This is a genomic window from Bradyrhizobium genosp. SA-3, from assembly GCF_004212635.1.
Classification (GTDB): Bacteria; Pseudomonadota; Alphaproteobacteria; order Rhizobiales; family Xanthobacteraceae; genus Bradyrhizobium.
The window spans coordinates 1-21,435 of record NZ_PSRT01000063.1 but is presented as its reverse complement, the minus strand read 5'-3'; the positions used below and the strand labels follow the sequence as shown (position 1 = coordinate 21,435).

Here is a 21,435-nt window from a genome sequence, read left to right as displayed (position 1 = left end):
CACCTTTGCCGACAAGATGCGAGCGCCGCTCCTCCACCTGTTGCTGATTGCAAGCGTCGCCGGCGCAAGCCTCGCGCAAGCTCAGACGGCGACGCCGCCGCAGACCGCGGCCGTCTCGCCCGATGCGATCAAGCAGCGCGAGCAGGAGCTCGAGGCCGCGCGCGCCAGGCAGAAGAGCGCGGAGGAAGCGCAGGCCAAGCTCAAGGCCGAGATCACCGCGCTCGGTCAGGACCGCACTCAGCTCAATCAGCAGCTGATCGACACCGCCGCCAATGTGCGCTCCGTCGAGGCCAAGATCGACGAAGCCGAAGCCCGGCTGCGAAACCTCAACGGCCGCGAGCAACAGATGCGCGCCTCGCTCGATTCGCGCCGCTCCGACATCGTCGAAGTGCTGGCCGCCCTGCAGCGCGCCGGCAGGCGCACGCCACCGGCGCTGCTGGTGCGTCCCGAAGATGCGCTGCAGTCGCTACGCACCGCGATGCTGCTCGGCGCGGTTGTGCCGGAGTTGCGCGGCCGCGCCGAGGCGATCGCCGGCGAGCTCGGCGAGCTCGTGGCCCTGCGCAAGAACATCGCCACCGAACGCGACCAGCTCGCCCTGGACCGCGACAGGGTCCGCAACGACCAGAGCCGGCTCACGGCTTTGGTCGACGAGCGGCAGCGCCAGCAGGCGGCGCGGGAAAAGGACCTCGACGCCGAGAATTCGCGCGCGATCATGCTGTCAAAGCAGGTCGGCGATCTCCAGGGCCTGATCACCAAGATGGAGCAGGACCTGCAAAGCGCCGCCAAGGCTGCCGAGAAGGCGGCCGAGGCGGCCAAGCAGGCCGAGGCGAAGGCGGCCGCCAGCGCCAATGCCGGTGCTAAGTCTGGTCCGGCCGCTTTCAAGGACCGGTCCCGGACCACGCCCGCGATTGCCTTCGCGTCGGCCAAGGGGCTGCTGCCTCTTCCGGTTAACGGTAACAAGATCAGGGACTTTGGCGGTTCCGATGGCGTCGGCGGGGTTCAGAAGGGCATCTCGCTGGTCACCAAGCCCGGCTCCCAGGTCACAACGCCGTGTGACGGCTGGGTGGTCTATGCCGGCCCCTTCCGCAGCTATGGACAACTCTTGATCCTTAACGCTGGTGGCGGGTATCATGTCCTGATCGCCGGGATGGAGCGCATTTCGGTCAACATCGGACAGTTTGTGCTCACGGGGGAGCCGGTCGCGACCATGGGGTCGACCTCTCAAGTCGCCTCCATTCTCGCCACGAACGCGAGTCAACCTGTGCTCTATGTCGAGTTCCGTAAGGACGGCACTCCAATCGATCCAGGCCCATGGTGGGCCGCAAATGAAGGCGAGAAGGTTCGCGGATGATGCGCAAGACTTCAGTAATCCTCCTCAGCGCAGCCACCGGCGCGGCGCTGACGCTGTTCGTGACCCAGCCGCGCGCAGTGTTCATGGGCTCCAGCGCGCGAGCCGCCACCGCGGACACCTATCGCCAGCTCAATCTGTTCGGCGACGTCTTCGAGCGCGTGCGCTCCGACTATGTCGAGAAGCCCGATGACACCAAGCTGATCGAATCCGCCATCAGCGGCATGCTCACCGGCCTCGATCCGCATTCGAGCTACATGGACGCCAAGAGCTTCCGCGACATGCAGGTGCAGACCCGCGGCGAGTTCGGCGGCCTCGGCATCGAGGTCACGATGGAAGACGGCCTGATCAAGGTGGTTTCGCCGATCGACGACACGCCAGCCTCGCGCGCCGGCATCATGGCCAACGACATCATCACCAATCTCGACGACGAGGCGGTGCAGGGCCTGACGCTGAACCAGGCGGTCGAGAAGATGCGCGGTCCGGTCAACACCAAGATCAAGCTCAAGATCCTCCGCAAGGGCCAGGACAATCCGCTCGACGTCACTCTGGTGCGCGACAACATCCGCGTCCGCTCGGTGCGCGCGCGCGTCGAAACCGACGACATCGCCTATATCCGCATCACCACCTTCAACGAGCAGACCACCGAAGGCCTGAAGCGCGAGGTTACCAATCTCTCGAACCAGATCGGCGACAAGCTGAAGGGCTACATCATCGACCTCCGCAACAATCCGGGCGGCCTGCTGGAGGAAGCGGTCACCGTCTCCGACTCCTTCCTGGAGAAGGGTGAGATCGTCTCGACCCGCGGCCGCAATGCCGAGGAGACCCAGCGCCGCACCGCGCATGCGGGCGACCTGACCAAGGGCAAGCCGGTCATCGTGCTGGTCAATGGCGGCTCGGCCTCGGCCTCCGAGATCGTCGCCGGTGCGCTGCAGGACCACAAGCGCGCGACCATCGTCGGCACGCGCTCGTTCGGCAAGGGCTCGGTGCAGACCATCATCCCGCTCGGAAGCGGCAACGGCGCGCTGCGCCTGACCACGGCGCGCTACTACACGCCGTCGGGCAAGTCGATCCAGGCCAAGGGCATCGTGCCCGATATCGAAGTGCTTCAGGACGTGCCGGACGAGCTGAAGTCCCGCACCGACACCAAGGGCGAGGCGTCGCTGCGCGGCCACCTCAAGAACGACGGCGACGAGAAGACCGGCTCGCAGTCCTACGTCCCGCCGGACGCCAAGGACGACAAGGCGCTCAAGCTCGCCGACGATTTGCTCCACGGCATCAAGAACAGCGCCTCGGCCGCGCCCACGCCGGGCGGCGACAAGGCCGCCGCCGACAAGCCCAAAGCGGCGAACTAGAATCGGCTTAGACGAATCTCTCGCAAAGGGCGGCTACAGGAAGCCGCCCTTTTTGCTTGGAGCCCTTGGTGTCCCCGGCCTATCCCGGCCTGCCGCCGCTTGACCTCGGCGTGCTATCGTCATTGCGAGTGATTCGGGATCGTGCATGACTGAAACGGCCGATGATCTGAGCGCCCCGCTCGGACAGGACAAGCCGCGCCGGAAACGCCGGCTGCGGCTGCCGTTCACGGCCATGCAGCTGCTTGCCGTCCTGCTTCTCCTGTTCCTGGTCACCTTTTCCGGCTTCGCCATCTTCAACAAGGACCCGCTCGGCGGCGAGCCGATGACGCGGATCGCGATCCGCGAGCCCAAGGCCACGGATGAAAAGCCGGCAGCCTCGGGCCATGCCGGCGAAAGCAGGCAAGAGGGCAAGCACGAGACCAAGGAGGCGCCGAAGCAGGCCGCTCCCGGTGAGCAGAAGACCGTCACCATGATCGACGGCTCCACCGGCGCACGCCACGATGTGGTGATCGGCGCCGGCGAGGCCACCGACAAGGGCGGGGCGGCTTCAGCACCGCCGCCTGTCATGGCCGGGATCGATCCAAAACTGCTGGAGAAGTCGCGCTACGGCATGATCCCGGTGGTCGCAGGCGACATGAAGCCGTTCAACGTCTATGCAGCCGATGCCGATCGCGCCAAAGCCGCAAAAATGCCAGTGGTCGCCATCGTGATCGGCGGACTCGGCGTCGGTGCCGCCAAGACCACCGATGCGATCATGAAGCTGCCGCCGGCGGTGACGCTTGCCTTCACACCCTATGGGTCCGACCCCGGCAAGCTTGCCGAGCGGGCCCGCGCGCAGCGTCACGAGATCTTCCTCCAGATCCCGATGGAGCCCTACGACTTCCCCGACAACGATCCCGGGCCGCAGACGCTGCTGACCTCGCTCAGCGCCGACCAGAACATGGATCGTCTGTACTGGCATCTGAGCCGGATGCAGGGTTATGCCGGCCTCACCAATTTCATGGGCGCCCGCTTCATCGCGACGGAGCCGGCCATGCAGCCGATCATCCGCGAGGCGGCCAAGCGCGGGCTCGGCTTCTTCGACGATGGTTCCTCGCCCCGCAGCATCGCGCCCCAGGCCGCGGCCAACCAGGCGATGCCGTTCGGCAAGGGCGACGTTGCGATCGACGTGGTGCCGACCTCGACCGAGATCGACCGCGCCCTGAACAAGCTCGAAGCGACGGCGCGCGAGCGCGGCATCGCCGTCGGCACCGCCTCGGCCCTGCCCGTCTCGATCGAGCGCATCGGTGCCTGGACCAAGACTCTGGGCGACCGGGGTATCCTTTTGGTGCCATTGACAACTGCGATGCTGAAATCAAAATCCAGCTAAATCAACGAATTGGTACGGCACGGGTCCCCCGCGGGGCCGCTTCAGGCCCTACCGACAACAGTATGTGAGGGGGTCTGGCGGAATGGCGCGTTACGAGGATCTGCCCTACCGGACCTGCGTTGGTGTGATGCTGATCAACACGAAGGGACTGGTGTTCATCGGCCGCCGCGCCGGCGGCATCGAGCATGTCGACGACGCCCATGTCTGGCAGATGCCGCAGGGCGGCGTCGATCCCGGCGAGGACACCTGGGAAGCCGCCAAGCGCGAGCTCTATGAAGAGACCAGCGTGCGCTCGGTCGAGCGGCTCGGCGAGGTCCCTGACTGGCTCATTTACGACATTCCGCGCACGGTCGCCGGACGCGCCTGGAAGGGCCGCTACCGCGGCCAGCGCCAGAAATGGTTCGCGGTGCGCTTCACCGGCAAGGACAGCGAGATCAATGTCGAAAAGCCCGGCGGCGGCGGCCACAAGGCCGAGTTCGTGAGCTGGCGCTGGGAGCCGATGAAGAACCTCCCCGGATTGATCATCCCGTTCAAGCGCCCGGTCTATGAGCGCGTGGTGAAGGAATTTTCCGCGCTGGCGGATCAGTAAATCAAATTGTCTCGCCGGGTTCGGTGCTAAAGGCACCACCGGAGTGACAACGAAAGATCCACGCGTGACCGATGAAAAACCCTACCGCCCCAACGTGGGAATCGCCCTGTTCAATGCCGATGGTCGTGTGCTGATCGGCCACCGCTTCAAGGGCGACGGGCCCGAGATCATCCTGCCGGGCCTCGACTGGCAAATGCCGCAGGGCGGCGTCGACGAGGGCGAGAATCTGCGCGATGCCGCGATGCGCGAGCTCTGGGAGGAGACCAACGTCGTCAGCGCCGACTATCTCGGCGAGACCGAGTGGTTCACCTATGAATTCCCGCCTTACGACGGACCGCAGACGCACCGGCTGGCGAAATTCCGCGGCCAACGGCAAAAGTGGTTCGCGCTGCGCTTCACCGGCAAGGACGACGAGATCGATCCGCTGACGCCGCGCAACGGCCAGCCAGCAGAGTTCGATGCCTGGCGCTGGGAGCGCTTGGCTCGTGTCGTCGATCTCGTGGTGCCGTTCCGACGTGAGGTCTACCGCGCGGTGGCAGAGCAGTTTGCGACGTTCGGAAACTAAAACTGCGAAAACAACCCCATGCACAGTAGGACGGGGTTGAAATCTTTAGAGAATTTTTTCCGGAAATTTATGGGGCGCTAGATGGGCCTCATTTCAGCAGGTCCTAATTGATCGGCCCCACCGTGAACGGGCCGATCGCGATGACGTGGCAATCGCTGTCGCGCTTGGCGCAATCGGCGAGCGCGGAATTGACGGCGGTCTGCTCGTCTGCGGCCTTGAGGCCGAGACCCGGGCGGCCGGCGGTGCCGACCGCGACCGCATTCCAGCCCATGGCGTCCGTGAGCTTGCGCATGACCTCGGCTCGCGCATCCGCCACGATCGAGGCATTGGAGGCGGCATTGAAGAAGCCGGTGATCCTGAATAGGGTCGGGATCGGCACGACGAAATTGTCGTCGACCGCGACGACCAGGCAGGCAACGCCGGCGATGGCGCCGCACGATTCCAGGGAACGCCGCGCCGCGTCGTCGGCCGATGCCGCGCCCAGCACCATGAAATATTGTCCGCCCGGCCCGAGCGCGACCGAGCGGGATTTCGCCGCCGGCACGAACATGTTCTCGAGCCGGACTTTTTGGGGGTCGCGCACCATCGGAAACTCCTTCGACGCGAACGGCCGCTCGGTCATGGCGTCGTGCCGCACCCAGGGCTGCGGCGGCATCGGCGGCTTGCCATGCGCATAAACGATGGTGTTGCCGACCGCATAGAGTTCGCAGCGCCGCGGCGATTGCGCAGCATCGGCGCGCTTCTGGCACTACTCGATCGCCATGTTGCGCGCGGCCTCCTCATTCGGCTGGTTCAGCGCCGTGCCGGTGAAGCCGCCGACATTGAGCGCGAAGGCCTTGTAGTCGGCGGCAGCGGAATAATCGCCCGCAAGATGATTGCGGACGCGCTCGTTGATGAAGGGCACGCTCTCGGCAGAAAATTTGCCTGATATCGGCGAAGCCGATGGTGACGGTGCCGGCATCGGCGCCATCGCGGCGCCGGCACTCGGCAGCGCCATCGGTGTCATCGGTGCCTTCGCCATTTGAGTCGGCATTGGGCTCGTCGCCGTTGCATTTGCAGTCGGAGCTGCACCGGGCGTCGCGGCCGATGGCGCTGCGGCGCTCGCCGTCTGCTTGAGCTTGGTGTTGTAGAGGAAGCCGCTGACGCCGATGGCGACGATCGAGACGACGGCGACCACCAGCGGCCACATCCACACGGGCGCGGCCGCCAGCTTGGAGGCCGGCTTCTTCAGCTGCGGCTTCGCGTAGGTCCCGTCCTCGCGCCGCATCGCCACCATGTAGGCGTGCACCGGCGTCGGGATGTTCTTGACCTCCTGGGCACCGATATCGGCGAACTGGACCGACAGCTTGTTGGCGACCTGCTCGTGCACGGCGCGGGAGACGCAGATGCCGCCGACCTCGGCGAGGCCTTCCAGCCGCGCCGCGATGTTGACGCCGTCCCCCAAGAGATCGCCGTCGCGCTCGACCACGTCGCCGATGGTGATGCCGATGCGGAACGACATCTGCCGGCTCGGCGGATAGGCCATGTTGCGGGTCCGCAAGCTCTCCTGGATGTCGATGGCGCAGCGCACCGCGTCGACCGCGCTCGGAAATTCCGCCAGCACGGCATCGCCCGCGGTGTTGAAGATGCGCCCGCCCGACTTGGCGATGAAATCGTCGACGACCTCGCGATAGGAGGCGAGCCGCCGCAGCGTCTCCTCCTCGTCTTCCGCGACCAGTCTCGAGTAACCGGCAATATCGGCTGCGAAAATCGCTGCGATCTTGCGTTTCATCTGCCCAGCCCCGGAACAAATTCGCGGGTGCAGAATGCCGTTACCGGCGGCGCAGTGCAACAAAGTTTCAGCGCCCGCCACTGGTGTGACGAGCGCTGAGCTTGTTCGGGAATTTTGAGCTTGAGCCCCGGAGCGGCGCCCCGGGGCTTAGTGCATAGCCGTGGTGCCGATCACGTTCTGGATGGTCTTGTAGTGGTCAAGCCGCTCGATCGCGTGATCAAGCTCAGAGCCTTCCTTCTCGGCGAGCTTTGCTTCCATTTCGGCAATCGTCTCGGCGAACTGCGCGCGGTCGATCTCCTGGATCGAGGTGGCAACGTCGGCGAGCACCGTGAGGCGGTTCTCCGAAACTTCGGCGAGGCCGCCGAGCACGATCATCTTCTGATGCGTGCCGCCGGTGGTGATGGTGAGGATGCCGGGACGAACCGCAGCCACCACCGGCGCGTGTCCGGCGAGCACGCCGAAATCACCCTCGGCGCCAGGAATATCGACCTGATCGACCTCGCCGGAGAAGGCGAGCTTTTCGGGAGAGACGAGATCGAAGTGGAAGGTGGCCATGAAGAACCTGCGAATGGTGGGTAGCCGAATAGCGAGCAGCGATGACGGGGAGCAGCGGACTATTCGCTACTCCCCATTCGCCATTCGCTTCTTAAGCCGCTTCAGCGGCCAGCTTCTTGCCCTTCTCGACCGCCTCTTCGATGGTGCCGACCATGTAGAAGGCAGCTTCCGGCAGGTGGTCATACTTGCCTTCGCAGAGGCCGCGGAAGCCCTTGATGGTGTCCGCGAGCTCGACGAACTTGCCGGGCGAGCCGGTGAAGACTTCGGCGACGTGGAACGGCTGCGACAGGAAGCGCTCGATCTTGCGGGCGCGGGCCACCGTCAGCTTGTCCTCTTCCGACAATTCGTCCATGCCGAGGATGGCGATGATGTCCTGTAGCGACTTGTAGCGCTGGAGTACCTGCTGGACCATGCGGGCGGTCTGGTAGTGCTCCTCACCGACGACGAGCGGCGAGAGCATGCGCGAGGTCGAATCGAGCGGGTCCACCGCGGGGTAGATGCCCTTTTCCGAGATCGCGCGCGACAGCACGGTGGTAGCGTCCAAGTGCGCGAACGAGGTCGCGGGCGCCGGGTCGGTCAAGTCGTCGGCCGGCACGTAGATGGCCTGCACCGAGGTGATCGAGCCCTTCTGCGTGGTGGTGATGCGCTCCTGCAGCGCGCCCATGTCGGTGGCGAGCGTCGGCTGATAACCCACCGCCGAAGGAATACGACCGAGCAGCGCCGACACTTCCGAGCCGGCCTGGGTGAAGCGGAAGATGTTGTCGACGAAGAACAGCACGTCCTGGCCCTGGTCGCGGAAGTGCTCGGCGACGGTCAGACCGGTGAGGCCGACGCGGGCGCGGGCTCCCGGCGGCTCGTTCATCTGGCCGAACACCAGCGCGCACTTCGACTTCACGCTCGGATCCGGATTGTGCGGATCGGCGTTGACCTTGGACTCGATGAACTCGTGATAGAGGTCGTTGCCCTCGCGGGTACGCTCGCCGACGCCGGCGAACACCGAGTAACCACCGTGCGCCTTGGCGACGTTGTTGATCAGCTCCTGAATCAGCACGGTCTTGCCGACGCCGGCGCCGCCGAACAGGCCGATCTTGCCGCCCTTGGCGTAGGGCGCGAGCAGGTCGACGACCTTGATGCCGGTGACGAGAATTTCAGCTTCGGTCGACTGGTCGGTATAGGTCGGCGCTTCCTGGTGGATGGCGCGAGTGCCCTCCGACTTGATCGGGCCAGCCTCGTCGATCGGCTCGCCGATGACGTTCATGATGCGGCCCAGCGTACCGGCACCCACGGGCACCGAGATCGGCTGACCGGTGTCGGTCACTTCCTGGCCGCGCACCAGACCTTCGGTGGCGTCCATCGCGATCGTGCGGACGGTCGATTCGCCGAGGTGCTGCGCGACTTCGAGCACCAGGCGGTTGTTGCCGTTCTTGGTCTCCAGCGAGTTGAGAATGGCCGGCAGGTGGCCTTCGAACTGCACGTCGACGACGGCGCCCATGACCTGGGTGACGCGACCGATCTGGGTGGCTGCTGTAGCCATTTGCTGTCTCCTTCGATCCGAATTTCGTGTCCGGTCAGACTGCTTCTGCGCCGGAGATGATTTCGATGAGTTCCTTGGTGATCTGGGCCTGACGCGTGCGGTTGTAGACCAGCGTCTGCTTGCGGATCATTTCGCCAGCGTTGCGGGTGGCGTTGTCCATCGCCGACATCTGCGCACCGTAGAACGAAGCGTTGTTCTCGAGCAGGGCACGGAAGATCTGCACCGCGAGATTGCGCGGCAACAGGCGGGCGAGGATCTCGTCCTCCTCGGGCTCGTATTCGTAAGCCGTCGTATTGGCGGCAGCGCCCTCCTCGACCACCAGCGGGATGATCTGCTGGGCGGTCGGGACCTGCGCGATCACCGACTTGAAACGCGAATAGAACAGCGTGCAGACGTCGAACTCGCCGGCGTCGAAACGGGCCAGCACCTTCTTGGCGATGTCCTCGGCATTGACGAAGCCGAGCTGGCGAACGCTGCGCAGGTCGACGTGTTCGACGATCTGCTTCTCGAATAGGCGGCGGAGCTGGTCGTAGCCCTTGCGGCCGACGCAGAAAAGTTTGACTTCCTTGCCCTGCGCGATCAGCGACTGCGCGTGCTCGCGCGCGAGACGCACGATCGAGGAGTTGAAGGCGCCCGACAGGCCTCGTTCGCCGGTGCAGACCAGCAGAAGATGAACCTGGTCCCTGCCGGTGCCGGCAAGCAGCTTGGGCGCGCCGGGCGAACCGGCGGCGGCGCTGGCGATGTTACCGATCACCGCGCTCATCTTGTCGGCATAGGGACGCGCCGCTTCCGCGGCGGTCTGCGCGCGGCGCAGCTTGGAGGCGGCGACCATCTGCATCGCCTTGGTGATCTTTTGCGTCGCCTTGGTGGAGGCGATGCGCACCCGCATGTCTTTAAGTGACGCCATTCTTCGTTCACCCCGGCGGTTCGATCCTTACGATCAAGCCGCTAGCCTATCCCAGTCGTCATGCCCGGGCTTGTCCCGGGCATCCACGTCTTCTCGCTCCACGCGGTGACGCGTGGATGGCCGGGACATCAGATGCGAAGACGCGCTTCGCGCTTTAGCCCGGCCACAATGGCCTTATGCGAAAGACTTCGCGAAGCCCTCGACTACCGACTTCAGCTTGGCAGCGGTGTCGTCGCTGAGGTCGCGGGTGTCGCGGATCGAGTTGAGGATCTCGACGTTCTTGCCGCGCAGCAGCGACAACAGACCGTCCTCGAACGCCTTGATCTTGTTGAGCGGGAGCGGATCGAGGTAGCCGTTGGTGCCGGCCCAGATCACGCAAACCTGCTCTTCCATCTTCAGCGGCGCGAACTGAGGCTGCTTCAGCAGCTCGGTCAGGCGCGAACCGCGGTTGAGCAGGCGCTGGGTCGAGGCGTCCAAGTCGGAGCCGAACTGCGCGAACGCCGCCATTTCGCGGTACTGCGCCAGCTCGCCCTTGATCTTGCCGGCGACCTTCTTGGTGGCCTTGGTCTGCGCCGAGGAGCCGACGCGCGACACCGACAGACCGACGTTCACCGCGGGACGGATGCCCTGGAAGAACAGGTCGGTTTCCAGGAAGATCTGGCCGTCGGTGATCGAGATGACGTTGGTCGGGATGTAGGCCGACACGTCGTTGGCCTGGGTTTCGATGACCGGCAACGCGGTCAGCGAGCCCGAGCCCTGGTCCTTGTTCAGCTTCGCCGCGCGCTCGAGCAGGCGGGAGTGCAGATAGAACACGTCGCCCGGATAGGCTTCGCGGCCCGGCGGGCGGCGCAGCAGCAGCGACATCTGGCGGTAGGCGACGGCCTGCTTGGACAGATCGTCATAGATGATGACCGCGTGCATGCCGTTGTCGCGGAAGTACTCGCCCATGGTGCAGCCGGTGAACGGCGCGATGTACTGCATCGGCGCCGGATCCGAGGCGGTGGCGGCGACGACGATCGAGTATTCGAGCGCGCCCTGCTCTTCCAGCACCTTCACGAACTGGGCGACGGTCGAACGCTTCTGGCCGACCGCGACGTAGACGCAGTACAGCTTGATGTTCTCGTCCGGCTGCGCGTTGAGGGGCTTCTGGTTCAGGATGGTGTCGAGCGCGATCGCGGTCTTGCCGGTCTGGCGGTCGCCGATGATCAGCTCGCGCTGGCCGCGGCCGATCGGGATCAGGGCGTCGATCGCCTTGAGGCCGGTCGCCATCGGCTCGTTCACCGACTTGCGCGGAATGATGCCGGGCGCCTTGACGTCGACGCGCATGCGCTTGTCGGCCTGGATCGGACCCTTGCCGTCGATGGGATTGCCGAGCGCGTCGACGACGCGGCCGAGCAGGCCCTTGCCGACCGGCGCGTCCACGATGGCGCGGGTGCGCTTGACGGTCTGACCTTCCTTGATCTCGCGGTCGGCACCGAAAATAACGATACCAACGTTGTCGGTCTCCAAGTTCAGCGCCATGCCGCGGGTGCCGTTCTCGAACTCGACCATTTCACCGGCCTGGACGTTGTCCAGACCGTAGACGCGGGCGATACCGTCGCCGACGGACAGCACCTGTCCGACTTCGGAGACTTCAGCTTCCTGGCCGAAATTCTTGATCTGGTCCTTGAGGATCGCGGAAATTTCCGCGGCGCGGATGTCCATCAGCCTGCCTCTTTCATCGCGTGCTTGATCGAATTGAGTTTGGTGCGAAGCGAACCATCCACCATGCGGCTGCCCAGCTTGACGACGAGGCCACCGATGATCGAGGGATCCACTTTCACGTTCAGCGCGACGTCCTTGCCGGTCACCGACTTCAGGGCAACCTTGAGGGCGTCGAGATTCTTGTCCGAGAGCGCTTCCGCCACGGTGACGTCGGCCGTCGTCTCGCCCTTGAACTTGGCGACGAGGGCGCGGTAGGCGCGGATGACGTCCGACACCGCGAACAGGCGGCGATTGGCGGTCAGCACTTTCAGGAAATTGGCGGAGATGCCGGCGATGCCGGCCTTGGCCAGCACGGCCGACAGGGCCCTGGACTGGGCGTCGGCCGCGAACACCGGGCTGCGGACGAGGCGCTTCAGATCGGCGCTTTCGTTGAGCAAGGCATCGAATTTGTCGAGATCGGCTTTGACCTCGTCGACCACTTTCTGGTCGCGGGCCAGTTCGAACAAGGCCGTTGCATAACGGCCGGACACACCTGAAACGGACGTATCTTCTGCAGCCACAGACGCGCTCTTTTTGCTGTCAAACTCGCAAGGGAAAAACCGTCGCCACGAAGCGGCGCCTAGCGATCCAAGCCCTTGGAATTCAAGCGGGACTTCGATTTTCGACCAGCACGGGAGGTGCCGGGCTCGTTAAAATCGCGGCTTTGCTAACATAGCAGGCGCGCAGGTGCAACATGACGCCAAATTAAAGGCAAGGGTTCTGTTGCCAGTTCGTCGCACGCCCCGAATGACGTTGATGACGACCTGCCGCACCACGGAATTGCCGCGAGCCTTGCAGCCGGCCGGCGTCCATTGGTTCCTGCTCTTAGCGCATAGCCGCCATGAACACGGATCGCAGAGACGTGAATCCCGTCACGTCGGTTCCACTCGAGGAATACTTACCCAATTCTAAACGCTGACGGCGATGACTTCACTCTACAGTATTCGCAAGTAATGGACTGGTAAATGAATTGTTAAAGCAAAAGATTACGGAACATCGCCTGAATATCAGAGGCAGGTAACAAGATATTTCATGACGAAACAGAACAGATTTACTGCCCAATTCACGCCGCATTGCGAAAGGAAACGCGATCCCGCTCACAAACTGATGGGGGCTCCACTAGCCACATATGTGGCAATACTAGCTTAGGGACCACTAAATGCTGTCTTTGAAGACGCTGGGCTTTGTGACCCGGCCGCGCACGGCGATTGCTTTCGTTGCCGCAACTCTCGTCATCGGTGGAACTGCCACCGAAGCTTCCGCTAAATCCAGGCATCACCGGCATCACCATCATCACCGCCACCACGTTCAGAACGATACCAACGCGAGCTCCGATTGGCGCAATGCCAACGCCGCGATGACGCCGTCGTCGGGCACGGGCCGCGGCTTCTCCGGCATGGCCTCCTATTACGGCAACGAGTCCGGCAGCCGGACCGCCTCGGGCCAGCGCTTCAACCAGAACGCCTTGACCGCGGCGCACCGCTCGCTGCCGTTCGGCACCAAGCTGCGCGTTACCCACCGCGGCCAGAGCGTCATCGTCACCATCAATGACCGTGGCCCGTTCATTCGCGGCCGTGTGCTCGACCTCTCCACCGGCGCTGCCCGCGCCATCGGCCTCACCGGCGCCGGCGTCGGCCGCGTCACTGCGGAAGTCGTCTCCTAAGGCGCGCTCCAAGCGCCTCGCACGCGCAGTTTTCATCAGTTTGATGCGCGCCTGAAACAAGCCCGTGGTCTTGGGGGACCGCGGGCTTTTTTTGTTTCCTTCGTCATTGCGAGCGAAGCGAAGCAATCCAGAGTCTTTCCGCGGAGAGACTCTGGATTGCTTCGTCGCAAGGGCTCCTCGCAATGACGTGGAGAGTGAGCGCCCCCCCTTACAAAAAGCTCTGCGGATCGACGTCCACTTCGAGCTTGAGATTGCCCTTCGGCTTCGGGCACACAGCGAGCCAGTTGCGCAGATAATCCGACAGATCGAAGCCGCGCGCCGATTTCACCAGGATGCGGAAGCGGTAGCGGCCCTTGATGACCGCGAGCGGCGCTTCCGCCGGTCCTAGCACCACCACGCGCTCGTCGCGCGGCGCCAGCGCCACCAGCCGGCGGCCAAAGCCTTCCGCGCTCGGGCGGTCGCCCGCGGAGATGATCAGGCTCGCAAGCCGGCCGAACGGCGGATAGAGCGTGCGTTCGCGCAGGTCGATCTCGCTGTCGTAAAAGGCCTCGCGATCGCAGGCGATCAGCGCCTTCATCACGGGATGATCGGGCTGGTGGGTCTGGAGATAGCCGACGCCGCGGCCCTGCTCGCGCCCGGCGCGGCCGATCACCTGGTTGAGCAATTGCCAGGTGCGTTCCGCCGCACGCGGGTCGCCATTGCTAAGGCCGAGATCCGCATCGACTACGCCGACCAGATTGAGCCGCGGGAAGTTGTGGCCTTTTGCCACCAGCTGCGTGCCGATGATGATGTCGACGCGCCCCTCCGCGATCTCGGCGAGCTCGCTGCGCATCGTCTCGATCGAGGTGATGAGGTCGCTCGACAGCACCATGGTGCGCGCGTCCGGGAATAGCGCGGCCGCCTCCTCCTGCAGGCGCTCGACGCCGGGGCCGACCGCCACAAGCGATTCCTCCGCCGAGCAGTTCGGACAAATGTGCGGGCGCGGCATCGAGAAGCCGCAGTGATGGCAGACCAGGCGCTGACGAAAACGGTGATCGACCAGCCAGGCATCGCAGATGGTGCAGGCGAAGCGATGGCCGCAGGCACGGCACAGTGTCAGCGGCGCATAGCCGCGGCGATTGAGGAACAACAGCGCCTGCTCGCGCCGCTCGATCGCGGTCTTGATCTCGCCGGCTAGCCGGGGTGAGATGAAGCGGCCGCGCGCGGGCGGCTCGCGGCGCATGTCGATGGCCTCGATATGCGGCATGTGCTGGCCGCCGAAGCGCGAGGGCAGCGCGATGCGCTGATAGCGGTTCTTGCGCGCATTGACCTCGGACTCGACCGACGGCGTCGCGGAGGCCAGCACGACCGGAATTTTGGCGATATGCGCGCGAACCACGGCCATGTCGCGGGCGTGGTAATGCACGCCGTCATCCTGCTTGTAGGCCTGGTCGTGCTCTTCATCGACGACGATGAGGCCGAGATTGGCGTAAGGCAGAAACAGCGCCGAGCGCGCGCCGACCACGACCGGCGCGCTGCCTGTGGAGATCGCCGCCCAATTGCGCGCGCGGGTGCGCGGCGTCAGCTCCGAATGCCATTCGATCGGCCGCACGCCAAAGCGCTGCGCGAAGCGGTCGAGAAACTGGCCGGTCAGCGCGATCTCCGGCATCAGGATCAGCGACTGCTTGCCGCGGCGGATGGCTTCCGCAATCGCCTCGAAATAGACCTCGGTCTTGCCCGAGCCGGTGACGCCGTCGAGCAACGCGACGTGGAAGGTGCCGTTGGCGGCGAGCGCGCGCATCGTGTCGACCGCGGCGCGCTGGAGCGGCGTGAAATCCGGCCGGCCAAAATCCGGATCGGGTGCGGGCGGCGGCGGAGGCGGCGGCATCGGTTCGACCGTGAGCGTGCCTTCATCGACGAGGCCGTCGATCACGCCGGCCGAGACGCCAGCCTCCTTGGCGGCCTCGGACTTGCCGTGCAGGAGCCGGTCCGACAGCACCGCGATCAGGCGCTGCCGCGCCGGCGTCAGTCGCTTCGGCGGATCGCCGACCAGGCGCACGCCGGCGCGCGCCCGTTCGGGGCCGAGATTCTCGCCCATCCGCAGGCACATGCGCAGCACCATGCCGCGCGGGCTCAGCGTGTAATTGGCGACCCAGTCGACGACCGAGCGCAGCTCCGGCTTCAACGGCGGGATGTCGAGCTTCTCGCTGACGTCCTTGAGACGGTTGTGCAGGCGCGGATCGGGATTGGCGTTTTCGGCCCAGACCACCGCCAGCACCTCGCGCGGGCCGAGCGGCACGCCGACGAGATCGCCCGCCTTCAGCTCCATGCCGCGCGGCACCTTGTAGGAATAGGTCTGGTCGAGCGCGACCGGCACCAGCACGTCGACCATGCGGGTCGCGTTGGCGGTGGCGGGGCTGCGCAGTGTGTGATCCATGGATTGAGAATCGGAACCTGGGGTATCGAGGCTAGCGCCACCGGGCGGCCTTAGCGAACGATAAACGAGTGTGATGCGATATACTGTGCGGAATCACCACGTCCAGAGCGCATGAGCAAAGCGGCTGCCCCACCCACCGAGCTCGCCAGCGCCGATCCCTCGATCGCGCAGGAGATGGCGCGCTGGCTGTCGCATCTCGGCGCCGAGCGGCGACTGTCGCCGAAGACGCTGGAGGCCTATGGCCGCGACTTGCGGCAATGCCTGGATTTTCTCTGCGCTCATTGGGGCGAGCGCGTCACGCTCGCGCGGTTCGCCGCGCTGGAAGCCACTGATGTGCGCGCCTTCATGGCGATGCGCCGGGCCGACGACATTGCCGGCCGCTCGCTGATGCGCGCGCTCGCGGGCCTGCGCTCGTTCGGCCGATTTCTCGAGCGCGAAGGCAAGGGCAAGGTCGGCGCGTTGTCCGCGATCCGCGCGCCAAAAGTCGCGAAAAGCCTGCCAAAGCCGCTGCCGATGGCGTCGGCCAAACGGCTTGCCGATGCCGACGAACGCGCCGGCGAGGAACGCGAGACCTGGATTCTGGCGCGCGATGCCGCGGTGATGGCGCTGCTGTATGGCTCGGGCCTGCGCATCTCCGAAGCGCTCGGCCTGAAGCGCCGCGAAGTGCCGCGGCCGGGCGAGGGCGACGTGCTCGTCGTGACAGGCAAAGGCAACAAGACCCGGATGGTGCCGGTGCTGCAGAACGTGCTCGAGCTCGTGCAAGAGTACGTTGCGATGTGCCCCTATCCCCTGCCCGCCGAGGGCCCGATCTTCGTCGGCGCGCGCGGCGGGCCCTTGAGCCCGCGCATTATCCAACTCGCGATGGAGCGGCTGCGCGGCGCGCTCGGCCTGCCCGACAGCGCCACCCCGCACGCGCTCCGCCATTCCTTCGCCACGCATCTGCTCTCGCGCGGCGGCGACTTGCGCGCCATCCAGGAACTGCTCGGCCATTCCTCGCTCTCGACCACGCAGGTCTATACCGGCGTCGATTCCGAGCGGCTGCTCGAAGTCTATGCCAGCGCGCATCCGCGGCGGTGACACACTGATGTCATAACTTGCTTGCCTCTTGCGCGGCGCACGCGGTTCGGTCAATCGTGGGGAACCGATCAGGAGGACATATGAGCGCACATGAAAGCATGGAGCATGCCGAGCACGCCGAACACGCGTCCGGCTCGAACAAGAAGATCGCGCTCCTGATCGCCGTTCTGGCGCTATTCCTGGCGGTCTCGGAGACGCTCGGCAAGGGCGCCCAGACCGAATCGATCAGCAAGAACGTCGAGGCCGCCAATCTCTGGGCGTTCTTTCAGGCCAAGAGCATCCGCCGCACCGTAGTGGCGACCGCGGCCGAGCAGGGCAAGCTCACGCTGGGTGGCACGAGCGACGACGCCATGAAGGCGGCGGTGCAGAAGCAGGTCGACGACTGGACCAAGACCGCGCAGCGCTACCGCTCCGAGCCCGAGACCGGCGAGGGCACCGAGCAGCTCGCCGAGAAGGCCAAGCATGCCGAGCACGATCGCGACGAGGCGACCGCGAAGTACCACCACTTCGAGCTGGCCTCGGCCGCGTTCCAGATCGGCATCGTGCTGGCGTCAGCCACCATCATCACCGGCATGTTCGCGCTGGCCTATGTCAGCGGCGTGCTGACGCTCGCAGGCCTGATCATGACCGCGCTCGGCCTGTGGTGGCCGCATCTGCTGCATTTGCATTGAGGGAACGCTGTCAAGCCTTGCTCAGCCGTCGTCCCGGCCTAGTGCGCAATTGCGCACTAGGCCGGGACGACACCTGAGGTTTGGCACAAGCGGAGACTCAACACAGAGACTGCCGCAAGAAAATCACCGCGCCTCGTGCACGCTCTTCCTGAAACGCTGGATCAGGCGGAGCGTCCGTGACGACCACCCCTCCCCGTCGCCGGTGATCAGCTCGCGAATGCGCCGCTTGATCGGGTCGACCAGCTCGGCGGCCTTGGCGCGCACTTTCAGCACCAGCTCATAGATCCGCTCGAACCAGTGCATCTCCAGGAGCTTGTCGCGCGTCACGTCGAACACGAAGGCGGTGACGCCGACGCCGAGCATCTTCGCGAACACGATCGTGAACACCGCACTGGTCCAGTATTCGTGCGCGAGCAGCCACAGGCCGACCAGCTTGAGCGGAAACAGCGGGATGATGGGGACCGCGAACACGATCAGCGTCATGGCCGGCGACAGCGCATCGACGCGCTCCGTCAGCCATTGCTTGAAGCGCGCAAGCGGGATGGCTGCGACGACTTTTGCAACGATCGGCTCGAGATGGTCCCACAGCCAGGCTTCGATCAGGAAGACGATCGCAAGCAGGACCCAGACCGGTTGAAGAAGGCGGCGCAGCATGTGTTGTCCCGCCCGATTCGGCTCGGGCCGTGGCTACATATGGATGGCCCGCTTGCCGACTGCAAGCGCGGCTTCCTTGACCGCTTCCGAGCGGGTCGGATGCGCGTGGCAGGTGCGGGCGAGATCCTCCGCACTGCCGCCAAATTCCATGAGAACGCAGGCTTCATGGATCATTTCGCCGGCTTCGCGGCCGATAATGTGCACGCCGAGCACGCGATCGGTCTTCGCATCTGCGAGAATCTTCACAAAACCATCGGTGGTCTGATTGACCTTGGAACGGCCGTTGGCGGTAAAGGGAAACTTCCCGACGGTATAGGCGACGCCGGCTTGCTTGAGTTCCTCCTCGGTCTTGCCGACGGAGGACACTTCCGGCGTGGTATACACGACGCCCGGGATGACGTCGTAGTTCACGTGGCCGGCTTGCCCTGCGATGATCTCGGCGACCGCGACGCCCTCATCCTCGGCCTTGTGCGCAAGCATGGGTCCTGCGACGACGTCGCCGATGGCGTAGACGCCCTTCAGGCTGGTGGCGAAATGCGGATCGATCTGGACGCGGCCGCGTGCGTCGAGCGCGACGCCGGCTTCCTTCAGGCCGAGGCCGTCGGTGTAGGGCGAGCGGCCAATGCAGACCAGAACGACGTCGGCTTCAATGGTCTCGGCGGCACCGCCGGCAGCCGGTTCGATTTTCGCGAGCAATGCCTTGCTGTTGGCTTCGACGCCGGTGACCTTCGAACCGAGCTTGAATGCAAATCCCTGCTTTTCAAGCATCCGCTGGAATTGCCGTGCGACCTCGCCGTCCATGCCAGGCAGAATGCGATCGAGGAATTCGACCACCATGACTTCGGATCCGAGCCGGCGCCACACAGAGCCAAGTTCGAGCCCGATCACGCCCGCGCCAATGACCAGCAATCTGCCTGGCACCTTCTCCAGCGACAGCGCGCCGGTCGAGGAGACGATGCGCTTCTCGTCGATCTCGATGCCCTTGAGACGCGCGATGTCCGAGCCGGTGGCGATGACGATGTTCTTGGTCTCGACCACCTGCGCCTTGCCGTCGGCGGAGACCTCCACCTTGCCGGTGCCCAGAATCTTGCCGGTGCCCTTGAGCACGTCGACCTTGTTCTTCTTCATCAGGAACTCGACGCCCTTGACGTTGCCGTCGATGCCCTGCTGTTTGAAGTTCATCATCGCGGGCAAATCGAGCTTCGGCGCGGAAACGCTCACGCCCATTTTCGCGAAGGAATGGCCGGCTTCCTCGAACATTTCGGAGGCGTGCAGCAGCGCCTTCGACGGCATGCAGCCGACATTGAGGCAGGTGCCGCCGAGCGTGGCGTTCTTTTCGACCACGGCGACTTTCATGCCGAGCTGGGCTGCGCGCACCGCGCAGACATAACCGCCCGGTCCGGTGCCGATGACGACGAGATCGTAGGTAGCCATGAGAGAAAGTCCCGTAGGTTTAGCGTGAGGATGTGTCAGCGTCCGCCGGACACATCGAGAATGGCTGAGGTGACGTAGGAGGCCTCGTCCGAGATCAGCCAGACGATGGCGTTGGCGATTTCGTCGGCGGTGCCGACGCGCTTCATCGGCACCAGATGGGCCAGACGTTGGGCGCGGTCGGGCTCGCCGCCGGCAGCGTGGATTTCGGTGTCGATCAGGCCCGGGCGAATGCCCGCGACGCGAATGCCTTCGTTCGCAACCTCATAGCCGAGGCCGATGGTGAAGGAATCGATCGCCCCCTTGGACGCCGCATAGTCGACATAAGTATTCGGCGAGCCGAGCTTGGCCGCGACCGACGACAGATTGACGATGACGCCGCCCTTGCCGCCGTGCTTGGTCGACATCCGCTTCACCGCCTCGCGCGCGCAGAGGATCGAGCCGGTGACGTTGACGGCCATCACGCGCTGGATGCGCTCGGCCGACATCTCGTCGACGCGCACGCCGCTCTTGCCGACAATGCCGCCATTGTTGACGAGCGCGCCAAGCGTGCCGAACTTGTCGGCCTGCTTGAACAGTTCGATGATGTCGCTTTCCTCGGCGACATCGCATTTCACCGCGATGGCCTTGCCGTTCTTGGCTTCGATCGCGGCCACGACCTCGTCCGCAGCCTGCTTGTTGCTGGCATAGCCGACAACGACGCGGAAGCCGCGCGCGGCCGCCGCGAGCGCGGTCGCCCGTCCGATGCCGCGGCTGCCGCCGGTGATGACAACGACTTTATCCGTCACGCGCGCCTCCATGGTTCGACATGCGCCGTCGCGTCAGTCGCGACGGCGCTCGCAAAGCATCAGGGATCAGAGATCGAGCACCAGACGCGCCGGATCTTCCAGGCTCTCCTTGACGCGGACCAGGAAGGTGACGGCTTCCTTGCCGTCGATCACGCGGTGATCGTAGGAGAGCGCGAGGTACATCATCGGGCGGACCTCGACCTTGCCGCCGACGACCATCGGCCGCTCCTGGATCTTGTGCATGCCCAAAATGCCGGACTGCGGCGCGTTCAGGATCGGCGTCGACATCAGCGAGCCGTAGATGCCGCCATTGGTGATGGTGAAGGTGCCGCCCTGCATCTCGTCGATCTTGAGCTGGCCGTCGCGGGCACGGCGACCGAAATCAGCGATGCTCTTCTCGATGTCGGAGATCGACTTGTGGTCGCAGTCGCGCACCACGGGAACGACGAGGCCCTTGTCGGTGCCGACGGCAACGCCGACGTGGTAGTAGTTCTTGTAGATCAGGTCGCTGCCGTCGATCTCGGCGTTGACGGCCGGGATGTCCTTCAGCGCCTGCACGACGGCCTTGGTGAAGAAGCCCATGAAGCCGAGCTTGGCGCCATGCTTCTTCTCGAACGCGTCCTTGTAGTGGGCACGCAGCGCCATGACGTTGGTCATATCGACCTCGTTGAAGGTCGTGAGCATGGCCGCGGTGTTCTGCACGTCCTTGAGCCGGCGCGCGATGGTCTGGCGCAGCCGGGTCATCTTGACGCGCTCCTCGCGGGCGGCGTCATCGGCCGGCGACGGCGCGCGCACCTGAACGGCGGCGGCGGGCTGGTTGACCGGGGTCGGCGCGGAGGCCGCACGCTCGATCGCAGCGAGCATGTCGCCCTTGGTGACGCGGCCGTCCTTGCCGGAGCCCGGAACGGTCGAAGCGTCGATGCCGGTCTCGGCCGACAGCTTGCGCACGGACGGGGCGAGCGGCGCATCAGCCGGCGGCGCCTTCGCGGCCGCGGCCGG

The 21,435-nt window shown here is 65.0% G+C and carries 18 protein-coding genes and 1 pseudogene; 8 read left to right on the top strand and 11 right to left on the bottom strand.

All coding sequences use genetic code 11. The features are described 5' to 3' along the window. The first annotated feature begins 16 nt into the window (after nt 1–16). The 5 genes from CWO91_RS22315 to CWO91_RS22295 all read left to right on the top strand — a co-directional run bounded on the left by CWO91_RS22315 (nt 17) and on the right by CWO91_RS22295 (nt 5,226). On the top strand, nt 17–1,351 hold the full coding sequence (locus CWO91_RS22315; protein WP_130216356.1) for a murein hydrolase activator EnvC family protein: 1,335 nt from the start codon (nt 17–19) through the stop codon (nt 1,349–1,351). Further along, entirely contained in the window at nt 1,348–2,703 is a 1,356-nt protein-coding gene (locus CWO91_RS22310) for a S41 family peptidase (RefSeq protein WP_130216311.1), read from the top strand. Before CWO91_RS22315 ends, CWO91_RS22310 begins: the two co-directional genes overlap by 4 nt. Nucleotides 2,704–2,848: 145 nt before the next feature. Then, entirely contained in the window at nt 2,849–4,072 is a 1,224-nt protein-coding gene (locus tag CWO91_RS22305; protein WP_130216309.1) for a divergent polysaccharide deacetylase family protein, read from the top strand. Between the two features lie 82 nt (nt 4,073–4,154). After that, a complete protein-coding gene (locus tag CWO91_RS22300; RefSeq protein ID WP_091893128.1) occupies nt 4,155–4,661 on the top strand; it encodes an RNA pyrophosphohydrolase in 507 nt (168 codons plus the stop codon). A 64-nt stretch (nt 4,662–4,725) separates the two neighbouring features. Beyond that, nucleotides 4,726–5,226: an RNA pyrophosphohydrolase gene (locus tag CWO91_RS22295; RefSeq protein WP_130216307.1), complete on the top strand. Its 501-nt coding sequence runs from the start codon at nt 4,726–4,728 to the stop codon at nt 5,224–5,226. 103 nt (nt 5,227–5,329) lie between these two features. On the opposite strand, the pseudogene CWO91_RS22290 reads toward CWO91_RS22295, so the two are convergent. The 6 genes and pseudogenes from CWO91_RS22290 to CWO91_RS22265 form a co-directional block, all read right to left on the bottom strand. Further along, a pseudogene (locus tag CWO91_RS22290) lies at nt 5,330–6,997 on the bottom strand (adenylate/guanylate cyclase domain-containing protein). Nucleotides 6,998–7,144: 147 nt separating this feature from the next. Beyond that, complete coding sequence (locus CWO91_RS22285; RefSeq protein ID WP_091893122.1) at nt 7,145–7,552, bottom strand: F0F1 ATP synthase subunit epsilon; 408 nt, start codon at nt 7,550–7,552, stop codon at nt 7,145–7,147. A gap of 91 nt (nt 7,553–7,643) precedes the next feature. Continuing rightward, nucleotides 7,644–9,086: a F0F1 ATP synthase subunit beta gene (atpD, locus tag CWO91_RS22280; protein WP_091893120.1), complete on the bottom strand. Its 1,443-nt coding sequence runs from the start codon at nt 9,084–9,086 to the stop codon at nt 7,644–7,646. A gap of 34 nt (nt 9,087–9,120) precedes the next feature. After that, complete coding sequence (locus CWO91_RS22275; RefSeq protein ID WP_130216305.1) at nt 9,121–9,993, bottom strand: F0F1 ATP synthase subunit gamma; 873 nt, start codon at nt 9,991–9,993, stop codon at nt 9,121–9,123. A 174-nt stretch (nt 9,994–10,167) separates the two neighbouring features. Then, a complete protein-coding gene (gene atpA, locus CWO91_RS22270) occupies nt 10,168–11,697 on the bottom strand; it encodes a F0F1 ATP synthase subunit alpha (RefSeq protein WP_130216303.1) in 1,530 nt (509 codons plus the stop codon). Further along, nucleotides 11,697–12,257 (bottom strand): F0F1 ATP synthase subunit delta, encoded by a 561-nt coding sequence (locus CWO91_RS22265; protein WP_130216301.1) that lies wholly within the window; start codon nt 12,255–12,257, stop codon nt 11,697–11,699. The genes atpA and CWO91_RS22265 overlap by 1 nt, the downstream gene beginning before the upstream one ends. A gap of 638 nt (nt 12,258–12,895) precedes the next feature. Here CWO91_RS22265 and CWO91_RS22260 point away from each other — a divergent pair. Beyond that, complete coding sequence (locus CWO91_RS22260) at nt 12,896–13,399, top strand: septal ring lytic transglycosylase RlpA family protein (protein WP_130216299.1); 504 nt, start codon at nt 12,896–12,898, stop codon at nt 13,397–13,399. Between the two features lie 208 nt (nt 13,400–13,607). Here CWO91_RS22260 and CWO91_RS22255 read toward each other — a convergent pair whose 3' ends face one another. Then, complete coding sequence (locus CWO91_RS22255; protein WP_130216297.1) at nt 13,608–15,815, bottom strand: primosomal protein N'; 2,208 nt, start codon at nt 15,813–15,815, stop codon at nt 13,608–13,610. A gap of 111 nt (nt 15,816–15,926) precedes the next feature. On the opposite strand from CWO91_RS22255, the gene CWO91_RS22250 reads away from it, so the two are divergent. Further along, nucleotides 15,927–16,892: a tyrosine recombinase XerC gene (locus CWO91_RS22250; RefSeq protein ID WP_130216295.1), complete on the top strand. Its 966-nt coding sequence runs from the start codon at nt 15,927–15,929 to the stop codon at nt 16,890–16,892. A gap of 80 nt (nt 16,893–16,972) precedes the next feature. Beyond that, entirely contained in the window at nt 16,973–17,563 is a 591-nt protein-coding gene (locus tag CWO91_RS22245) for a DUF4337 domain-containing protein (RefSeq protein ID WP_130216293.1), read from the top strand. Between the two features lie 123 nt (nt 17,564–17,686). Here CWO91_RS22245 and CWO91_RS22240 read toward each other — a convergent pair whose 3' ends face one another. The 4 genes from CWO91_RS22240 to odhB all read right to left on the bottom strand — a co-directional run. Then, the gene (locus tag CWO91_RS22240; protein ID WP_130216291.1) at nt 17,687–18,217 is read right to left on the bottom strand and encodes a hypothetical protein; all 531 of its coding nucleotides are present in this window, start codon (nt 18,215–18,217) and stop codon (nt 17,687–17,689) included. A 33-nt stretch (nt 18,218–18,250) separates the two neighbouring features. Continuing rightward, entirely contained in the window at nt 18,251–19,651 is a 1,401-nt protein-coding gene (gene lpdA / locus CWO91_RS22235) for a dihydrolipoyl dehydrogenase (RefSeq protein ID WP_130216289.1), read from the bottom strand. Nucleotides 19,652–19,686: 35 nt separating this feature from the next. Further along, nucleotides 19,687–20,448, bottom strand: coding sequence for an SDR family oxidoreductase (locus CWO91_RS22230; RefSeq protein WP_130216287.1), 762 nt, complete (start codon nt 20,446–20,448; stop codon nt 19,687–19,689). Nucleotides 20,449–20,502: 54 nt separating this feature from the next. Then, a partial coding sequence (gene odhB, locus CWO91_RS22225; RefSeq protein WP_130216285.1) for a 2-oxoglutarate dehydrogenase complex dihydrolipoyllysine-residue succinyltransferase occupies nt 20,503–21,435 on the bottom strand: 933 nt, incomplete at its 5' end.